Below are 18,678 nucleotides of genomic sequence, written 5' to 3' on the forward strand. Positions count from 1 at the left end.
AGTTCAAAGCTCGGAATACTTCGCGGCCGTGCCTTTCGCCTTGTCGACGGGGTAGCGCGCTTCGTTCAGCTTCAGTTTTTCCGCTGCCGCGTCGACGAGATCGAAGCCGGCGGTATGGGCGACCAGCAGCAGATACATGAACACGTCGGCGCACTCGTGCCTGAGGTTCGTCGATTGCGCGGGATCGCCAAGCAGCGCGTCGATCTGCGCATCGGTCTTCCACTGAATCGTCTCCAACAGCTCACCGGCTTCGATGCCGGTGGAGACGATCAGGTTGCGCAGCGTGTGAAACTGCCGCCAGTCGCGCGCGTCGCGAAACGCCAGTAGCTGCTCGAGCAGTTCGTCGATGGTCATGTTGCTATCCGGATAGTTGTCGAACCGCACGTCAAGCTTGCGCCACCCAATCCCCCGATTTCCCGCCATGCTTTTCCATCACCTTCACATCGGTGATGGTCATCCCGCGATCCACCGCCTTGCACATGTCGTACACGGTCAGCAGCCCGATCTGCACGGCGGTAAGCGCCTCCATTTCGACGCCCGTGCGTCCAAACGTCTCGACCTGGACCGTGCAATGCACGCCGGGCATCTGCTCGTCGAGTTCGAAATCGGCCTTCACGCGTGTCAGCGCGAGCGGATGACAGAGCGGAATCAGATCGGCGGTGCGCTTCGAGGCCTGGATCGCCGCGATCCGCGCGATGCCGATCACGTCCCCCTTTTTGGCGTTGCCGTCGCGGATCAGCGCGAACGTGTCGGGCAGCATGCGGATCGAGCCACGCGCGATCGCGATGCGCCTGGTCTCCTGCTTGCCGCCGACGTCCACCATATGCGCGTCACCGGCCGCATCGAAATGAGTGAGTTCAGGCATGGTTGACTCCTTCAGAGGGCGCCTATCATAGCAGTGCGGCGCGGCCTCGAATCGTCGCGGCGACTGATTACATTTGCGCTGTGTCGTGCTCTGAGTTTTGCCTCGTACGCGTCCTGCGACGCCCCTGCCCATTATCTTAGTCCGGGCCACGGGCGGCGTTTTTCGACTTCGTCAGACCGGCTTCGCATTGCATCGAAAACGATTCCTCGCTGCGTCGCTATCCGTCGCGCATCGTCCGAGGCGCCGCTCGTGAGCGGCCCGAGCGACGCGCATGCCGATCCGATCCTGCCGCCCGACATCGCGCGCGGCGTGTTCGGCACCTACGGCGGCGCGCAGAGCCGCTTTTCCAATGGCGGCGGTAGCGGTCGCACTGGAAGCCGCGCGTCTCGCCGAGCTCGCGCAGAAGCGCTGGCCGCAATCGAACGCGGCGATCGACATGCATATCCGCACGCTGTTGACGCTGCATCGCTTCACCGACGCGCAGGCGCTCGCGAAGCAGGAGACCCGGGCGCATCCCGATCAACCCGCGTGGTGGCTCTATCTCGCGCAGGCGAGCGCGGGCAGTGGCGATGCATTGACGCAGCATCGCGCGATGGCGGAGAAGTTCGCGCTGGAGGGCGCGTGGCCATCGGCGATCCGGCAGCTGAAGGACGCGCGCGACCTGAAGACGATCGGCTATTACGACCTCGCGACCGTCGACGCGCGCCTGCACGAGATGGAGAGCCGCTACAAGGAGGAGCGGCTCGACGAGAAAGGGTAGGGTGGACGTGAACGCGCGCCACTGCGCGCGTCAGACCTGCGCCGCCGGGCTCGCAACGAAGCCAAAGCGGGCGGCCACCTGATCGCGTCGCACGCTTTGCAGCGGCAAGGTGCGCTGAACATTCCAGTGGAACGCACCGCTCAATGAGCCATCGTCGGCGAGCGTCGCGTGATCGGAGAAGATCTCGAGGTCGTGGTCGTGCAGCACCGCGATACGTGCTGGCTGCGAGCGATCGGCAAACAGAATGCCGCCGTCTTCATCCGCGAACACCGCCGCCGGCTCGAACGCGCCGCCGCCCTGGTCGTGCAGCGCCAGCGTTCCATCCGCGTGCGCGGACAATCTGACCACCCACGGCGTATAAGCCAGCTCGACATACACGCGCTGTGGTCCGTTCTGAAAAAACCACTGTCCGCGCTCATCGGCCTCATAGTTCCGGTTGATGAAGCCAAGCAGCGCCTCATGCCGGATCGGCACGCCGGGCGTGCCGCTCGCCTGGGCCGCTTCGTCGCGCATGCGCCAGTTGCCGCGCCGGTCGAGCATCAGCCAGCCGGTGCAGCTCGGCACGTTCGGCCATTTGGCGAGCGCCTGTTTGACGATGTCATCCATGATCGACGTGTCGCTCCAGATAGCCGAACACGCGCCGCGACAGCCAGTCGATGCGGCCCGGGAACGGCCCGGTCATGAAGCCCGCGTGGCCGCCGTGCTCAGGCTGATAAAGCTCGACCGCCGCCGACACCTCGTGCCGCGACGGCAGCGCTTCGGCCGGCAGGAACGGGTCGTTGCGCGCGTTGAGCACGAGCGTCGGCACCTGAATGTGCGGCAGCAGCGGGCGGGTGGTTGCGGTGCTCCAGTAGTCGTCGGTATCGCGAAAGCCGTGCAGCGGCGCGGTCACGACGTTGTCGAACTCGTACATCGTGCGGCTCGCGAGCATCGCGTCGCGATCGAACAGGCCCGGGAACTGCTCGAGCTTCTGGTTGGCCTTGTGCTTCAGCGTCTTCAGGAAGCTGCGCGTGTAGACGAGGCCGAAGCCCTGCGACAGCGCACGGCCGCCCGCATGGACGTCGATCGGTGTCGAAATCGCGGCAGCGGCGGCTACCACCCGCGCCGCATCGGCCTGCCGCTCACCGAGCCAGCGCAGCAGCACGTTGCCGCCGAGCGACACGCCCGCCGCGACCACCGGCCCGCGATGCGCGGCGCGCAGGCGGCGCAGGATCCAGTCGACCTCGTTGCTGTCGGCGAGATGGTAGAAGCGCGGCAGCCGGTTCAGCGGGCCGCTGCAACTGCGAAAGTGCGGCACCACGCCGTGCCAGCCGTATTCGCGCGCGGCGGCCATCAGCGCGACCGCGTAGTGCGACGACGAGCTGCCTTCCAGGCCGTGAAACAGCACGAAGAGCGGCGCGGCGTCGGTGGGCGGAGTATCGTGCGCGACCCAGTCGAGATCGATGAAATCGCCGTCCGGGGTGTCCCAGCGCTCACGGCGAAACGATACTGCGGGGCGGCGCGCGAACAGCGACGGGACGATCGTCTGCACATGCCGGTTCGGCAGCCAGAGCGGCGCGCGGTACAGCAGCTCGACGGTCGCCTCGACGGCGGCCGCCACCTTGGCGGGGGCCGTACCGGAGGAAGCGGGTTTATGTGGCGTCGAACTCATACCGGCGGAAGAGCGAGAAAACGTGATTCTGAATCTGTCGTGGTGCCGCGCGTCAGTGCAGCGGGCCCTGGCCATGCCGCATCTTCGTTGCGAACTGGCTGGCGGTCTCGTTCGGCATCGGGCTTGCGTGAATATGCGCAATGCGCCATTCGCCGCGTTCATGGACCATCACGTAGGTGGTGAAAACCATCGCGGGCGTGGCGGTCGGGTCGGCCGGACGATGTGCTTCGGCAATCGCATAGACGACGGTGCCGAGGCTGTCGTAGACGCGGATGTCGAGCGGCTCGATCGACACCGGCAGCGCTTCGAGCTGGACCTGCAAGCCATTGCGGATGCTCTCGAGGCCGTGCAGATGCGAGCCGTCCGCGCAGATGCAGCTGACGAACTCCTCGTCGATCCACAAGCCCATCAAGCTGTCGATATTGACCTCGGCGACGGCCTGATAGTAGGCGTTCAGGGTATCGGCGGCGGCTTCGAAGATATGGGCAAAACGTGGCATGGCTTGTCAGTCTCTTGTGCGCGGCGCGCGGTTGCGGGTCTGCGGTAGCGGGACGGTCCAGAGCGCCGGACCATCGCCCCCGGCGTCAGCTTGCCCGTGCCGCAAGGCGCGAACATGACGCGACGCGCTCGGGGCGTGCGGTGTTGCGTGCAAGTACCAGTCGGCTCAGCGCTGCGCGAGCAGCATGCCGCGCAAATCGCCGAAAACCTGCTCGGCGCTCAGCTGCTTCAGACAGTTCAGATGACCGAGCGGGCACTCGCGCTCAAAACAGGGGCTGCATTCGAGATGAAGCCATTGTACCTTCGCGAGCTCGGACAAGGGCGGGGTGTGGCGCGGATCGGTCGAACCGTAGACGGCCACGAGCGGGCGGCGCAGCGCGGCGGCGACGTGCATCAGTCCGGAGTCGTTGGTGACGACCGCGTTGGCCCGCGAGATCAGCGCGCAAGCCTCGCCCAGTGCGGTCTGGCCGCACAGGTTGCGCACGTTCGGCGCTTTCTCGGCGATCGCCTGCGCGAGCGGCGCGTCTTTCGGCGAGCCGAGCGCGACGATTTGCGTGTACGGGAACGACTGGCCGACCATCTGCGCGAGCGACGCGAAGTGCTCGGGCGGCCAGCGCTTCGCAGGACCGTATTCGGCGCCGGGGCAGAACACCAGCAGCGGCACGCGCGTATCGAGATTGAAGCGCGCCGACACGCGCGAGGCCTCGTTCAGGTCCGTGTCGAGGCGCGGCATCGGCAGATCTTCGGGGACCTTGGCGCCTGGCGCATAGGCGAGGGCGGCGTAGTGGCCGACCATCGGCGGGCGGGCGTCCTTGCGCGGATTCGCGTGACGCACGTTCAGCACGCCGTAGCGACTCTCACCGGTGTAGCCGATGCGCAGCGGAATGCCCGCCAGCCACGGAATCAGCGCCGACTTGAACGAATTCGGCAGCACGTAGGCCGCGTCGTAGCCGACGTCGCGCAGATCGCTCGACAGCTGCCAGCGGCGCAGCATCTGCAGCTTGCCGTGGGCGAGATCGGTCGCGTAGACGTCGCGGATTTCCGGCATGCGTTCAAGCACGGGGGCGACCCAGCTGGGCGCGACCGCGTCGATGACGATGCGCGGATGCAATTTCACGAGGCGCGCAAACAGCGGCTGCGCCATCAATGCGTCACCGATCCAGTTCGGTGCGATAACCAACGCGCGACGCATCAGAGTGAGTGTCCGGTGTCGATAACAAGGGCCGCGCGCGATGCGCGCGGCACTCGGATAGGTAAATGGGGAAAGCGGAGAGCCGCACGGCGCGATGCCGTTTGGCCACACGCGCCGCGATGGCGGCGCGGCGAGCGCGTGATTCAAAACGCGCGCCTCGTGCCGTGCAAGCTGGCTCAGAACCGCTCGATGCGTTGGATCAATGGCCCTTGATCACTTCGCCGTCGCGCAGCTTGTAACGCGTGCTGCAATACGGGCAACGCGCTTCGCCGTGCGACACGTCGATGAAGACGCGCGGATGCGCGCTCCAGCGCGGCATGGCCGGGTTCGGACAATACGCCGGCAGATCTTTTGCCGACAGTTCGACCAGCGGCATTTCCTTGATTTCGCTCATGAGACTTTCTCGTTGTATACGGGGTGCTTGCAGTGCGCCGCCGTTGGGCTGCGCGGGGCGTCTCGAAACGTCGCTCAGATCTTCGTGAGCCAGTGCGCGTATTTCGCGCTCCTGCCGTTCACGACGTCGAAGAAAGCCGACTGCAGCTTTTCGGTGATCGGGCCGCGTGCGCCAGCGCCGATCGTGCGGTTATCGAGCTCGCGGATCGGCGTGACTTCAGCCGCCGTGCCGGTGAAGAACGCTTCGTCGCAGGTATAGACTTCGTCGCGCGTGATGCGCTTTTCGATTACCTGCAGACCCATGTCGCGCGCGAGCGTGATGACGGTGTCGCGCGTGATGCCGTCGAGGCACGACGACAGATCAGGCGTGTACAGCTTGCCGTTGTTGACGAGGAAGAAGTTCTCGCCCGAGCCTTCTGACACGTAGCCGTCGACGTCGAGCAATAGCGCTTCGTCGTAGCCGTCGGTGATCGCTTCCTGGTTCGCGAGGATCGAGTTCACGTACCAGCCCGACGCCTTCGCGCGCACCATCGACACGTTCACGTGATGGCGCGTGAACGACGACGTCTTTACGCGGATGCCCTTGGTGATGCCGTCTTCGCCAAGGTATGCGCCCCACGGCCACGCGGCGATCGCGACGTGAATCGTGTTGCCCTTGGCCGACACGCCGAGCTTTTCCGAGCCGACCCAGATGATCGGGCGCAGATAGCATGAATCGAGCTTGTTCTGGCGGACCACTTCGCGCTGCGCGGCGGCGAGCGTTTCATGGTCGAACGGCACGGCCATCTGGAAGATCTTCGCCGAGTTCAGCAGGCGCTTGGTGTGCTCCTGCAGGCGGAAAATCGCGGTGGCGCCGTCGGCGGTCTTGTAAGCGCGCACGCCCTCGAACACGCCCATGCCGTAGTGCAGCGTATGGGTGAGCACGTGGATTTTGGCATCACGCCACTCGATGAGCTTGCCATCCATCCAGATCTTGCCGTCGCGGTCGGCCATTGACATACGGTTCTCCAGCAGGTGCGTTATGAGGTGCGGCCATGAGCGCAGGACATAGCCGGGAGCGCTATTTTAGCGTCTTTTGCACACACCACGGGCATTTGGGCGCACCCCGGACGCTATAATCCAGCGCACGCATAAATCAAATCCGGATGCGCCAGCGGGTGGTCTCGCAAGCTGGCGCCGACCTGGCCTTCTTGACGGCGTTTCCTGCGCCCGCACCCTTCGCCCGATGCTCGCTCGACTGTCCGACACCGATCGCCGCGCTTTTCGTGAAGGCGCGCGCGCCTACGCCCCCACGCTGATGGCGATTTTTTCCTGGGGCCTCGTGACCGGCATCGCGATGAGCAAGTCCGTGCTCACGCTGCCGCAGGCGCTCACGATGTCGCTGCTGTGCTACGCCGGATCGTCGCAGCTGGCAGTGTTGCCGCTCCTCGCCGCGAAGCTGCCGGTGTGGACGGTGCTGCTGACCGCGGCGATGGTCAACACCCGCTTCGTGATCTTCAGCGCCGGCCTCGCGCCGCACTTCTCGTATCTGTCGATGTGGCGGCGCATCGTGCTGGGCTATTTCAACGGCGACGTGATCTATCTGCTATTCGTCAAGAAGAGCTTTCCGACCGGCTACGTGCCGGGCAAGGAGGCGTACTTCTGGGGCATGGCGGTATCGAGCTGGCTGTCGTGGCAGGTGTCGTCGATCATCGGCATCCTGCTCGCGAGCCTGATTCCGGACAACTGGGGGCTCGCGCTGGCCGGCACGCTCGCGCTGCTGCCGGTGATGGTGTCGGCGATCGCCACCCGCTCGACGCTGGTCGCGGTCAGCGTGGCCGGCATCGTGTCGCTGCTCGCGCTCGATCTGCCGTACCGGCTGGCGTTGCTGCTCGCGGTGATCGCGGCGATCGCGGCCGGCAGCGCGGCCGACCTGATGATCGAGCGCGCCGACCTGCGCCGCATTCGTGGCGTGAACGATCGCGCCGGAGACTCCCGATGACCTCCACGCAAATCTGGCTCGCCATTTTCGGCATGACCTTCGTCACCGCGCTCACGCGCGCGATGTTCCTGATCGGCGGCGAGCGCACGGTACTGCCGGCGCGCGTGCAGAAGATGCTGCGCTACGCGCCGGCCGCCGCGCTCGCCGCGGTGGTGGTGCCCGACGTGCTGACGACGTCCGATGGGCTGTCGTTCGCGCCTTCCAACCATGAGCTTTACGCGACGCTCGCCGGCCTCGGCTGGTTTTTGTGGCGGCGCACCATGCTCGGCACGATCGTGACCGGCATGGTCGTATTCACGCTGATGCGCGTCTTCCTGTGAGGGCCGGGCCCGGGGTGCGGCGATGAATGCTCCGCCGCGGCATCTGCGGCCTTGCGATCAAATGCGCGACATTCGCCGTGTCGCGGATCAGAAGGCCGTTGGGATCAGTTAAAATGCCTTTTCCGGGTTGAGCGCGCCGCGGCAAGGCGCCTGGTGCCGCGGCCGGCCGCCGGCGCCCGATCCCGCGGAGCCGTTGTGCCGAAGCGCTGGAGTTCGCTGCGCCTCGTCCCCGCGCGCTGTCCGTCACCGCCTTCTCATCAACTCGCATACTCAAGCCCATGAACAAGGTATTGCGTCTCTCCGACCTGATCGCCGAAGGCAAGCTGTCCGGCAAACGCGTGTTCATCCGCGCCGATCTGAACGTGCCGCAGGACGATCAAGGCAACATCACCGAAGACACCCGCATCCGCGCTTCCGTGCCGGCCATCAAGGCCGCGCTCGACGCCGGCGCCGCGGTAATGGTCACCTCGCACCTTGGCCGTCCGACCGAAGGCGACTTCAAGCCGGAAGATTCGCTCGCACCGGTGGCGAAGCGTCTCGCGGAGCTGCTCGGCCGCGACGTGCCGCTCGTCGCGAATTGGGTCGAAAACGGCGTGAGCGTCGCGCCGGGCTCGGTCGTGCTGCTCGAAAACTGCCGCGTCAACAAGGGCGAAAAGAAAGATTCCGACGAGCTCGCGCAGAAAATGGCCAAGCTCTGCGATATCTACGTGAACGACGCGTTCGGCACCGCCCACCGCGCCGAAGCGACTACGCACGGCATCGCGAAGTACGCGCCGGTTGCCTGCGCGGGTCCGCTGCTCGCCGCTGAGCTCGAAGCGCTCGGCAAGGCGCTCGGCGCACCGAAGCGTCCGCTCGTGGCGATCGTCGCGGGCTCCAAGGTGTCGACCAAGCTGACCATCCTGAAGTCGTTCGCGGAGAAGGTCGACCAGCTGATCGTCGGCGGCGGCATCGCCAATACGTTCATGCTCGCGGCCGGCCTGAAGATCGGCAAGTCGCTCGCCGAAGCCGATCTGCTCGACGAAGCGAAGGCGATCATCGACGCGGCCAAGGGCCGCGGCGCCTCGGTGCCGATCCCGACCGACGTCGTCACGGCCAAGGAGTTCTCGCCGACCGCGAAGGCAGAAGTAAAGGCCGTCGCCGATGTGCAGGACGACGACATGATCCTCGACATCGGCCCGGAAACGGCCAAGGTGCTCGCCGCGCAACTCGAGAAGGCCGGCACGATCGTGTGGAACGGCCCGGTCGGCGTGTTCGAGTTCGACCAGTTCGGCAACGGCACGAAGACGCTCGCGGACGCGATCGCGCGCTCGGCGGCGTTCTCGATCGCAGGCGGCGGCGATACGCTCGCGGCAATCGCCAAGTACGGCATCCACGACCAGGTGAGCTACATTTCCACGGGCGGCGGCGCATTCCTCGAGTTCCTCGAGGGCAAGAAGCTGCCGGCGGTAGAAGTTCTGGAATCGCGGGCTTAACGTGGCGACGCGCTCCCCGGCGGCGAAGTCGACCAAGGCGCGTGGCGTGAAAGCGCAGCGCGGTAACGCGGCAACGCCGGCAGGGGAGCGCGCGACACGCGCGGCCGCTGCGTCGGCAGCGGCCGGACAGGACGTGGTTGCCGAAGCGCCGATAGCGCCCGCGGCCACCGAACCGGCGCTAGCCGCCGGAGCGCCCGCGGAACCGGTTGCAGCGCAAGCTCCGACCGGCGACGCGGAGCAGCCCCCAACGGCACAGGTCGAAGCTGCTCAACACGATTCGGCCCAGCCGGAACAGCCTTCCGGCAAGCAGGGCAGCAAATCTCAGGCGCGCGAGGCGCCGCTCTCGAATGCCGCATCACCCGCATCACCCGCATCACTCCACAAAGCGACACCGGCCACAACCGGCGCGCGACCCCAGGCAGCATCTTTCGATGCGCGAACTCCGCAGCAGCCCCGCAGCGCTCTTACCAGCGATCCTATCCAGACGAGGAGACTCATGCATCGCGCCACCAAGATTGTCGCTACTATCGGTCCGGCTTCCAGCACGCCGGAAATCCTGCTGCAAATGATTCAGGCGGGATTGGACGTGGTGCGGCTCAATTTCTCACATGGCACCGCGGACGACCATCGCCAGCGCGCCGAATTCGTGCGCGAGGCGGCCCGCCAGGCCGGCCGCGAAGTCGCCATCATGGCTGACCTGCAAGGCCCGAAAATCCGCGTCGGCAAATTCGAGAACGGCCGCACGACGCTCGTCACCGGCAATCCGTTCGTCCTCGATGCCGACTGCGAGCTCGGCAACGACGAGCGCGTCGGCCTCGACTACAAGGATCTGCCGCGCGACCTGAAGCCGGGCGACGTACTGCTGCTCAACGACGGCCTGATCGTGCTGAACGTGCAGCGCCTGATCGGCAACGAGATCCACACGGTCGTGAAGATCGGCGGCGAGCTGTCGAACAACAAGGGCATCAACCGCCAGGGCGGCGGTCTGTCGGCGCCCGCGCTGACCGCGAAAGACATGGAGGACATCCGCACGGCGATGTCGCTCGGCGTCGATTTCGTCGCGGTGTCGTTCCCGAAAAACGCGACCGACATGGAAATGGCCCGCCAGCTCGCGAACATCGCCGGCGCGCCGTACGGCATCAAGCCGAAGATGATCGCGAAGATCGAGCGCGCGGAAGCGATTCCGGCGCTGCAAGGCATCCTCGACGCGTCGGACGGCATCATGGTCGCGCGTGGCGATCTGGCCGTGGAAGTGGGCAATGCCGCGGTGCCGGCGCTGCAAAAGCGCATGATCCGGATGGCGCGCGAATCGAACAAGTTCGTGATCACCGCGACCCAGATGATGGAGTCGATGATCCACGCGCCGGTGCCGACCCGCGCGGAAGTGTCGGACGTCGCCAACGCGGTGCTCGACGGCACGGACGCGGTGATGCTGTCGGCGGAATCGGCGGCGGGCAAGTACCCGGTGCAGACCATCGAGACGATGGCCGCGATTTGCGTCGAAGCGGAAAAGTCCGAGCAGTCGGAGCTCGACAAGGACTTCCTCGACCGCACGTTCACGCGGATCGACCAGTCGATCGCGATGGGCGCGCTGTTCACCGCCTATCACCTGGGCGCCAAGGCCATCGTCGCGCTGACCGAATCGGGCTCGACCGCGCTGTGGATGTCGCGTCACTGGACCCACGTGCCGATCTTCGCGCTGACGCCGCGCGTCGGCAGCGAACGGGCGATGGCGCTGTACCGCAACGTGACTTCGCTGCATCTGGACACCAACACCGACCGCGACACGGCGCTGCAGCAGGCGCTCGAAACGGTGGTCGGCAAGGGCTACGCGTCGCACGGCGACATGGTCGTGCTGACGGTCGGCGAGCCGATGGGTCAGGCGGGCGGCACCAACACGTTGAAGATCGTGCGGGTCGGTGAACCGTACTGATCAGGCAGGACTGCTCGATCGGCACAGGCTCGATTGAGCGAAGCAGCGCGGCGAAACCCGCACGGTCCATGTGCGACGGCGCACCAAAGCGCCGGTGTCATCGCGGGAACGCCGCCTGCTTCGCGATAAAATCGCCGCAAAAGATGCCGACGGCAAAAGAATTCGTTTCAATCTAAGGAGTTTCAGCATGCCTCTCGTATCAATGCGTCAACTGCTGGACCATGCTGCGGAAAACGGCTATGGCCTTCCGGCATTCAACGTGAACAACCTGGAGCAGGTGCAGGCGATCATGGCCGCGGCCGACAAGGTCAACGCCCCGGTCATCATGCAGGCGTCGGCCGGCGCGCGTAAGTACGCGGGCGAGCCGTTCCTGCGTCATCTGATCGAAGCGGCGGTCGAGTCGTATCCGCACATTCCGGTGGTGATGCACCAGGACCACGGTCAGTCGCCGGCGGTGTGCATGGCGGCGATTCGCAGCGGCTTCACCAGCGTGATGATGGACGGTTCGCTCGAAGCCGACGGCAAGACGGTCGCATCGTACGAGTACAACGTCGAAGTGTCGCGCAAGGTCGTCGAGGCGGCGCACTCGATCGGCGTCACCGTGGAAGCGGAGCTGGGCGTGCTCGGTTCGCTCGAAACGATGAAGGGCGACAAGGAAGACGGCCACGGCGCCGAAGGCACGATGACGCGTGAACAACTGCTGACCGATCCGGAGCAGGCCGCCGACTTCGTCAAGCTGACCCAGTGCGACGCGCTGGCCATCGCGATCGGCACCTCGCACGGCGCCTACAAGTTCAGCAAGAAGCCGACGGGCGATATTCTCTCGATCCAGCGCATCAAGGAAATCCATCAGCGCATTCCGAACACGCACCTCGTGATGCACGGCTCGTCGTCGGTGCCGCAGGAGCTGCTCGCGGAAATCCGCGAATTCGGCGGCGACATGAAGGAAACCTACGGCGTGCCGGTCGAAGAAATCCAGGAAGGCATCCGTCACGGCGTGCGCAAGGTCAATATCGATACCGACCTGCGTCTGGCGATCACGGGCGCGATCCGTCGCTACATGGCGACCAACCCGGGCAAGTTCGATCCGCGCGATTACCTGAAGCCGGCGCGCGAAGCGGCGATGAAGATCTGTATCGACCGTTACATGCAATTCGGCTGCGAAGGCCAGGCTGGCAAGATCAAGCCGGTTTCGCTTGATAAAATTGCGGAGAAGTACAAGTCGGGCGAGCTCGCGCAAGTCGTCCGTTAAGCTGTAGTTTTGGCTCCGCGCCTGGCCGTTTGGCCAGGTTGTCGTCCGATCGCCGTTCCCGCATCATCGGGGGAACGGCGTTTCCCTTTTGTTCCGGTCACATTTTTTGCACCACTTTTAGCGAACCACGACGATGTCTACCCTCTACGAATCCACGCTCCGCTCGCTGCCGCTGCTCGGCCGCGGCAAAGTCCGCGACAACTATGCGGTGGGCAACGACCAGTTGCTGATCGTCACGACCGACCGTCTGTCGGCGTTCGACGTGATCATGGGCGAGCCGATTCCGAACAAGGGTCGCGTGCTCAACGCGATGGCGAACTTCTGGTTCGAGAAACTGAAGCACGTGGTGCCGAACCACCTGACGGGCGTCGCGCCGGAGTCGGTGGTCGCGCCGGACGAAGTCGAGCAGGTCAAGGGGCGCGCGGTGGTCGTCAAGCGTCTCGAGCCGATCCTCGTCGAAGCGGTGGTGCGCGGCTATCTGGCCGGCAGTGGCTGGAAAGATTACCAGGCCACCGGTTCGGTCTGCGGCGTGCAACTGCCGCCGGGTCTGCTGAACGCGCAGAAGCTGCCCGAGCCGATCTTCACGCCGGCCGCCAAGGCCGAGATGGGCCACCACGACGAAAACATCACCTACGACGAGATGGAGCGCCGCATCGGCACCGAACTGTCGGCCACGATCCGCGACATTTCGATCCGTCTGTATAAGGAAGCCGCTGATTACGCGGCCACGCGCGGCATCATCATTGCGGACACGAAGTTCGAATTCGGTCTGGACAACCACGGCAAGCTGTATCTGATGGACGAGGCGCTGACCGCCGATTCGTCGCGCTTCTGGCCGGCGGACCAGTACCAGGTCGGCACGAACCCGCCGTCGTTCGACAAGCAGTTCGTGCGCGACTGGCTCGAAACCCAGCCGTGGAAGAAAGAGCCGCCGGCGCCGAAGCTGCCGGACGACGTGGTCGCGAAAACGGGCGAGAAGTACCGGGAAGCGCTTGAGCGTCTGACGGGCCACAAGCTCGACTGATCTGATCGCGCGCGCCGTGTCAGGCGCGCATCGCCGGGAAACAAGGAAGCCGTAAGATGAGTGAAGCACAAACCGCCCATACGCATGATGCGCCGGTCGTCGGCGTATTGATGGGCTCCAGTTCCGACTGGGAAGTGATGAAAAACGCCGTCGCGATTCTGCAGGAATTCGGCGTGCCGTACGAAGCGAAGGTCGTGTCCGCGCACCGCATGCCCGACGAAATGTTCGCCTATGCTGAAAGCGCGCGCGAGCGCGGCATTCGCGCGATCATCGCGGGTGCGGGCGGCGCTGCGCATCTGCCGGGCATGCTGGCCGCGAAGACCACGGTGCCGGTGCTTGGCGTGCCGGTCGCGAGCAAGTATCTGAAGGGCGTCGATTCGCTGCATTCGATCGTGCAGATGCCCAAGGGTGTGCCGGTCGCGACGTTTGCGATCGGCGAGGCGGGTGCCGCGAACGCGGCGCTGTTTGCGGTGTCCCTGCTCTCCGGCACCAGCGCCGAATACGCGGACAAGCTCGCTGCATTCCGTGTGCGCCAGAACGAAGCGGCTCACGCGATGGTATTGCCGGCGCTGTAAGCGCGCTGGTTGTTTTATAAGACGTCTCCTGTCCGACCCCCGGCCGGATGCCCGCCGCTCGATGCATGAGCGCGACGCGTATCCGGCCGCGACCGACCACCAAGATGAACCCTGACAACACACCGGTTTCACCGATTCTGCCCGGCGCATGGCTTGGCATGGTCGGTGGCGGCCAGCTCGGCCGCATGTTCTGTTTTGCCGCCCAGGCGATGGGCTATCGCGTCGCCGTGCTCGACCCGGACGAAACCAGCCCGGCCGGCGCGGTCGCCGACCGCCACCTGCGCGCGGCCTACGGCGACGAAGCGGCGCTGACCGAACTCGCGCGGTTGTGCGCGGCGGTGTCGACCGAATTCGAGAACGTGCCGTCCGCGAGCCTCGACTTTCTCGGCAAGTCCACCTTCGTGAGCCCGGCGGGGCGTTGCGTCGCCGTCGCGCAGGACCGGATCGCCGAGAAGCGCTTTATCGCGTCGTCGGGTGTGACGGTTGCGCCGCACGTCGTAATCGAGTCGTCGGATGCGCTTGCGGCGCTGGGCGATGGCGCGCTCGAAGCGGTGCTGCCCGGCATCCTGAAAACGGCGCGCATGGGTTACGACGGCAAAGGCCAGATCCGCGTGCGCAACGCCGAGGAAGTGCGCGAGGCGCATGCGTCGCTTGGCGGCGTGCCGTGTGTGCTCGAGAAGCGCCTGCCGCTGAAGTTCGAGGTGTCGGCGCTGATCGCGCGCGCGGCGAGCGGGGCGTCGGTCGTCTATCCGCTCGCGCAGAACACCCATCGCGACGGCGTGCTGTCGCACACCATCGTCCCCGCGCCGGACGCGTCGCCGGCGCTCGTGCAGCAGGCTCAACAGGCCGCGCTGCAGATCGCCGAGAAGCTCGGCTACGTCGGCGTGCTGTGCGTCGAATTCTTCATTCTCGAAGACGGCTCGCTGGTCGCCAACGAAATGGCGCCGCGCCCGCATAACTCCGGCCACTACACGGTCGACGCGTGCGCGACGAGCCAGTTCGAGCAGCAGGTGCGCGCGATGACCAGCATGCCGCTCGGCGACACGCGCCAGCATTCGCCGGCGGTGATGCTGAACATCCTCGGCGACGTGTGGTTTCCGGACGGTCCGAAGCGCGCGGCGGTCACGCCGCCCTGGCAGGAAGTCGCCGCGATGCCGTCAGCGCGCCTGCATCTGTACGGCAAGGAAGAGGCGCGTTGCGGCCGCAAGATGGGCCACGTGAACTTCACCGCGCCGACCCTCGAAGAAGCCCGCACCGCGGCGCGCGATTGCGCGCGGCTGCTGCACATCGCTACCAGCTGACGCGCGCGCCATGCCGGATCAACAGAAACCCGCCAAGGACGCTACCAACGCGTTGCCGGTCAGCGCCGCGCAGATCGAGCACGCGGCGGCCTTGCTCGACGCGGGGGGGCTCGTCGCGTTTCCGACGGAAACCGTGTACGGCCTCGGCGGCGATGCCGAGAACCCGGACGCGGTCGCGCGCATTTACGCGGCGAAGGGGCGGCCGGCCAATCATCCGGTGATCGTGCATCTCGCGCCGCATGGCGATCCGAACTACTGGGTCGAGTATTTGCCGGCGGATGCGCAGCGCCTGATCGACGCGTTCTGGCCGGGACCGCTCACGCTGATCCTCAAGCGCGCTGCGCGCATTCCGGCGGCGGTCAGCGGCGGGCAGGACTCGGTGGGACTGCGCTGCCCGTCGCATCCGGTTGCGCAGGCGTTGCTCGATGCATTCAGCGCGTTGCGCGGCGGGCATGGCGGCGTCGCCGCGCCGTCGGCGAACCGCTTCGGGCATGTGAGCCCGACCACCGCGCAGCATGTGCGCGACGAGTTCGGCAGCGCGATTCATGTGCTCGATGGCGGCGCGTCGGATGTCGGTATCGAGTCGACGATTCTCGATCTGTCGCGCGGCTTTCCGGCGCTGCTGAGGCCCGGTCGCGTGACGCCGCAGGATATCGCCGACGTGCTCGGCGAGGCGCCGCGTCTGCCCGACGGGTCGGACGCGACCGCGCCGCGCGCGTCGGGCACGTTGAAAGCGCATTACGCGCCGCGCACGCCGCTCGTGCTGCTGCCGTTCGGCGAGCTCGAGCCGCTGCTCGCGGTGCGCGAGCCGGGCGAGCGGGTCGCGCTGGTCGCGCGCGCGTCGCGTGCGGGACAGTGGGCCGATGTCGACGGCGTGCATTTCGTCGCCGCGCCGGAAGATCCGCACGTCTATGCACGCGAGCTCTACGGCTTGCTGCGCGCGCTCGATCGCGCGAACGTCACGCGGATTCTGATCGAGAAGCTGCCGGACACGATCGAATGGATCGCGGTCAACGATCGGCTCGGGCGCGCGGCGGCGGCATTCGAAGCGCAGCACTGATGCAATCGGCTCGCTGCGCTGCATGGCACGGCCACCGGAAAAGGCAAAGGCCCGGCTCGTTCAACGAGCCGGGCCTTTTGCCATCTAGCCAGCCTTAGCGACGCCGGTTAGCTGTCATGTCAATACCGCTAACCCCACGGCCAACGCCGCGTTACTTGCCAAGCCCGCTAGCAGCGACCTGCGTCTCCACCTGCTGTGCGAACAGCGCTTGCAGATGTGTGGTCGGATGCACGAGGTCGGCGAACATGTAGGTCTGGTCCGCGCCGGCCACCGTGTAGGTTTGCGGCGAGCAGAACAGCGACGACGCAAGCGCGCTGCCGAAGTCCGCCGCCGTCTGGCCGGAGGCGAGCACGCTCGGATTGTTCGTCGCGTACGTGGTCGCGCTTTGGGCCATCGACGTCAGGTTACACGCGGTGCCCGTATTCGACACGGTGAAACCGAGCGACTGATAGTTCTGCAACGTCTGGTCGATCCACGCGAATGCGCTCACGTAGATGACCTGCTTGGTCGACGCGAGGCCTTGCTGCAGCACGCCGTTGTAGGTCTTGACGAGCGCGTTGATGAGCGCCTGGCCTTGCGCGCCCGCGGCGAGACCTTGCGGCGTCTGCGCGATGTCCGGCACGTCCGACACCACCACGTGCGTCGCGCCCGACGCGACGACCTTCTGCACCGTGCCGACGAACGTGGTCGCCGCGGTGGTGATGTCCTGCAGCGCGGCCAGCGTGGCCGTCTGCGACGCGGCGGCTGCCGCCGTCTGCGCGTCGGCCGGGGTACCGCCGTTCAGGAGCGCCTGCGTCGCCGCTGCCGTACCGGCAGCCGAGACCGCTTGGACCGCGACGAAGATGTCGTTCGCGCCGCCGTTCATCAGCACGAGCTGGTTCGAATTGAAGCTGTTATTGTGCCCGGCCAGATACTCGGCGACCTGCGTCGTGACCGGCACCGTCGTCGCGGCCATGTTGTTCGGCGCGTAGCCTTCGCCCGGCTGCAGATCGACACGCGAGCCGCCCTGCGCGTAACCGAGGCCGCCCGTCGCGGTGAGCGGCATGCCGAAGCCGCCGACGTAGGCGGCGGTGAGCGTGCCGCCGTAGTACTCGGCGACCTTCTGCGTCCAGACCTCACCCGGATTCGTCGTGAAGCGGCCGCCGCCCGTGCCAACGTTCGCCTGGACCGCCGGCATGTATGTGCCGACATCCGACAGGCTGTCGCCGAATGACACGACCTGCAGCGTGACGCCCCCCGGCGGCGTGTTGCTGCTGCTCGAACTATTGTTGTCGCTGCCACCGCCGCATGCCGCGAGCGCGGCGAACGCTGCGCTCGCCACTGCGATCTGCGTGACGCGCAACCATTGCGGTTTCTTCGAAGCGGTTTGATTCATGTTGACTGCATCTCCTCGTATGTGTGGCCCTTGATGCCATGTGTTGCAGGCGGCGTCCACCGCGTTTGGCGGCGTGACGACAGCTTACAGAATCTTCTACGGCCTGCGCGATGTCCGAAGCGCGACCGTATGGTTTGAGTTCAAGCCGGCTCCCTGCGCGTGCTGCGCATGATGAGCGGCGGCCCAGGCGGGCGGCGCGAACAGCGCACGCCATTTGTTGCGCCAGCCGCGCACGCTCGCGAAGTCTGCGGCCGTCGATGCCCATTCGTGAAACGTCGCCTTCAGCGGGTTGTACGTGTGCAGCGGCTCGACGATGCCGTACCGCGGCGCCTCGTGCGGATCTTCTTCGACGTAGCTGCCGAGCAGGCGATTCCAGATCACCAGTACACCTGCGTAATTGCGATCGATGTAGCGATCGTTGCGCGCATGATGCACGCGATGGATCGACGGCGTATTGAACACGTATTCGAGCCAGCCGAGCTTGCCGATCGCCTGCGTGTGCACGAAGAACTGGAAGCCGAGATTGATCAGCACGATCGCGACGATCTGCTTCGGAGCAAAGCCAGGAATGACGAGCGGAATCCAGAACACCCACATGCCGGCGATCGGGTACAGCAGGCTCTGGCGGAACGCGGTCGAAAAATTCATCCGCTCCGACGAGTGATGCACGACGTGGGCGGCCCACAGCCAGCGCACGCGATGACTGCAGCGATGAAAGACGTAATAGAGCAGGTCCTGCGCGACGAACAGCACGACGAACGACAGCCACGTCGCCGGCCATGTATGAATGCGGTGATGCTCGTAGAAAAACGCGTAGACAGGGATGATCGCGAGCCACGCGAGCTTGTCGGCGGCCTGCTGCAGCAGCGCGAGCGCGGCGTTGCACAGCGTGTCGCGCCAGCTGTAGAGCCGCTCGGCCGGGCGCGTGCGGCTCACGTGCCACGCCTCCGAGCCGATGCAGGCAAGAAAGACGGGCGCCATGGCGAGCAGCAGCAATTCGGCATCGAATTGCATCTTGTCTCCCTT

At 65.9% G+C, this 18,678-nt stretch carries 19 protein-coding genes and 1 pseudogene; 10 read left to right on the forward strand and 10 right to left on the reverse strand.

The genetic code is table 11. From position 1 onward, the window contains the following. Window positions 1-3: 3 nt before the first annotated feature. The gene (locus OKW39_RS15265; RefSeq protein WP_184051401.1) at window positions 4-354 is read right to left on the reverse strand and encodes a nucleotide pyrophosphohydrolase; all 351 of its coding nucleotides are present in this window, start codon (window positions 352-354) and stop codon (window positions 4-6) included. A gap of 31 nt (window positions 355-385) precedes the next feature. After that, entirely contained in the window at window positions 386-865 is a 480-nt protein-coding gene (gene moaC, locus OKW39_RS15270; protein ID WP_018421713.1) for a cyclic pyranopterin monophosphate synthase MoaC, read from the reverse strand. A 373-nt stretch (window positions 866-1,238) separates the two neighbouring features. On the opposite strand from moaC, the pseudogene OKW39_RS15275 reads away from it, so the two are divergent. Further along, window positions 1,239-1,625 (forward strand): annotated as a pseudogene (locus OKW39_RS15275) (M48 family peptidase); the annotation flags it as partial. Between the two features lie 30 nt (window positions 1,626-1,655). Here OKW39_RS15275 and OKW39_RS15280 read toward each other — a convergent pair. The 6 genes from OKW39_RS15280 to OKW39_RS15305 form a co-directional block, all read right to left on the reverse strand. Next, window positions 1,656-2,231 carry a DUF2946 family protein gene (locus tag OKW39_RS15280; RefSeq protein ID WP_429335281.1) on the reverse strand — a complete coding sequence of 192 codons (576 nt, stop codon included), beginning with the start codon at window positions 2,229-2,231 and terminating at the stop codon, window positions 1,656-1,658. Continuing rightward, complete coding sequence (locus OKW39_RS15285) at window positions 2,224-3,276, reverse strand: hydrolase (RefSeq protein ID WP_429335280.1); 1,053 nt, start codon at window positions 3,274-3,276, stop codon at window positions 2,224-2,226. Before OKW39_RS15285 ends, OKW39_RS15280 begins: the two co-directional genes overlap by 8 nt. A gap of 52 nt (window positions 3,277-3,328) precedes the next feature. After that, entirely contained in the window at window positions 3,329-3,775 is a 447-nt protein-coding gene (locus OKW39_RS15290) for a nuclear transport factor 2 family protein (RefSeq protein ID WP_018421709.1), read from the reverse strand. Window positions 3,776-3,940: 165 nt separating this feature from the next. Then, window positions 3,941-4,966: a lipopolysaccharide heptosyltransferase II gene (gene waaF / locus OKW39_RS15295; RefSeq protein WP_018421708.1), complete on the reverse strand. Its 1,026-nt coding sequence runs from the start codon at window positions 4,964-4,966 to the stop codon at window positions 3,941-3,943. 199 nt (window positions 4,967-5,165) lie between these two features. Beyond that, window positions 5,166-5,360 (reverse strand): zinc-finger domain-containing protein, encoded by a 195-nt coding sequence (locus tag OKW39_RS15300; RefSeq protein WP_008920434.1) that lies wholly within the window; start codon window positions 5,358-5,360, stop codon window positions 5,166-5,168. Window positions 5,361-5,434: 74 nt separating this feature from the next. Next, complete coding sequence (locus tag OKW39_RS15305) at window positions 5,435-6,358, reverse strand: branched-chain amino acid transaminase (RefSeq protein WP_429335279.1); 924 nt, start codon at window positions 6,356-6,358, stop codon at window positions 5,435-5,437. A gap of 226 nt (window positions 6,359-6,584) precedes the next feature. Here OKW39_RS15305 and OKW39_RS15310 point away from each other — a divergent pair, with 226 nt between their 5' ends. The 9 genes from OKW39_RS15310 (at window position 6,585) to OKW39_RS15350 (ending at window position 16,277) form a co-directional block, all read left to right on the forward strand. After that, window positions 6,585-7,340: an AzlC family ABC transporter permease gene (locus tag OKW39_RS15310; RefSeq protein WP_184051416.1), complete on the forward strand. Its 756-nt coding sequence runs from the start codon at window positions 6,585-6,587 to the stop codon at window positions 7,338-7,340. Continuing rightward, window positions 7,337-7,660 carry an AzlD domain-containing protein gene (locus tag OKW39_RS15315; protein ID WP_090801726.1) on the forward strand — a complete coding sequence of 108 codons (324 nt, stop codon included), beginning with the start codon at window positions 7,337-7,339 and terminating at the stop codon, window positions 7,658-7,660. The genes OKW39_RS15310 and OKW39_RS15315 overlap by 4 nt, the downstream gene beginning before the upstream one ends. A 278-nt stretch (window positions 7,661-7,938) precedes the next feature. Continuing rightward, on the forward strand, window positions 7,939-9,132 hold the full coding sequence (locus tag OKW39_RS15320; RefSeq protein ID WP_090801724.1) for a phosphoglycerate kinase: 1,194 nt from the start codon (window positions 7,939-7,941) through the stop codon (window positions 9,130-9,132). A 496-nt stretch (window positions 9,133-9,628) separates the two neighbouring features. Further along, window positions 9,629-11,065, forward strand: a complete 1,437-nt coding sequence (gene pyk / locus OKW39_RS15325; RefSeq protein WP_018421702.1) for a pyruvate kinase — start codon at window positions 9,629-9,631, stop codon at window positions 11,063-11,065. A 187-nt stretch (window positions 11,066-11,252) separates the two neighbouring features. Beyond that, the gene (fba, locus tag OKW39_RS15330; RefSeq protein WP_090801723.1) at window positions 11,253-12,317 is read left to right on the forward strand and encodes a class II fructose-bisphosphate aldolase; all 1,065 of its coding nucleotides are present in this window, start codon (window positions 11,253-11,255) and stop codon (window positions 12,315-12,317) included. A 133-nt stretch (window positions 12,318-12,450) separates the two neighbouring features. Further along, window positions 12,451-13,341, forward strand: a complete 891-nt coding sequence (locus OKW39_RS15335; protein ID WP_090801721.1) for a phosphoribosylaminoimidazolesuccinocarboxamide synthase — start codon at window positions 12,451-12,453, stop codon at window positions 13,339-13,341. 56 nt (window positions 13,342-13,397) lie between these two features. After that, window positions 13,398-13,916 (forward strand): 5-(carboxyamino)imidazole ribonucleotide mutase, encoded by a 519-nt coding sequence (gene purE, locus OKW39_RS15340; protein WP_018421699.1) that lies wholly within the window; start codon window positions 13,398-13,400, stop codon window positions 13,914-13,916. A gap of 104 nt (window positions 13,917-14,020) precedes the next feature. Then, on the forward strand, window positions 14,021-15,217 hold the full coding sequence (locus OKW39_RS15345; RefSeq protein WP_090805452.1) for a 5-(carboxyamino)imidazole ribonucleotide synthase: 1,197 nt from the start codon (window positions 14,021-14,023) through the stop codon (window positions 15,215-15,217). A 10-nt stretch (window positions 15,218-15,227) separates the two neighbouring features. After that, window positions 15,228-16,277 carry an L-threonylcarbamoyladenylate synthase gene (locus OKW39_RS15350; RefSeq protein ID WP_429562961.1) on the forward strand — a complete coding sequence of 350 codons (1,050 nt, stop codon included), beginning with the start codon at window positions 15,228-15,230 and terminating at the stop codon, window positions 16,275-16,277. A 151-nt stretch (window positions 16,278-16,428) separates the two neighbouring features. Here OKW39_RS15350 and OKW39_RS15355 read toward each other — a convergent pair whose 3' ends face one another. After that, window positions 16,429-17,652: an SGNH/GDSL hydrolase family protein gene (locus OKW39_RS15355; RefSeq protein WP_429562962.1), complete on the reverse strand. Its 1,224-nt coding sequence runs from the start codon at window positions 17,650-17,652 to the stop codon at window positions 16,429-16,431. A gap of 96 nt (window positions 17,653-17,748) precedes the next feature. Further along, window positions 17,749-18,666: a sterol desaturase family protein gene (locus OKW39_RS15360; protein ID WP_429562963.1), complete on the reverse strand. Its 918-nt coding sequence runs from the start codon at window positions 18,664-18,666 to the stop codon at window positions 17,749-17,751. Between the last annotated feature and the right edge of the window lie 12 nt (window positions 18,667-18,678).

The sequence above is a fragment of the Paraburkholderia sp. MM6662-R1 genome, assembly GCF_050436245.1.
GTDB lineage: Bacteria > Pseudomonadota > Gammaproteobacteria > Burkholderiales > Burkholderiaceae > Paraburkholderia > Paraburkholderia tuberum.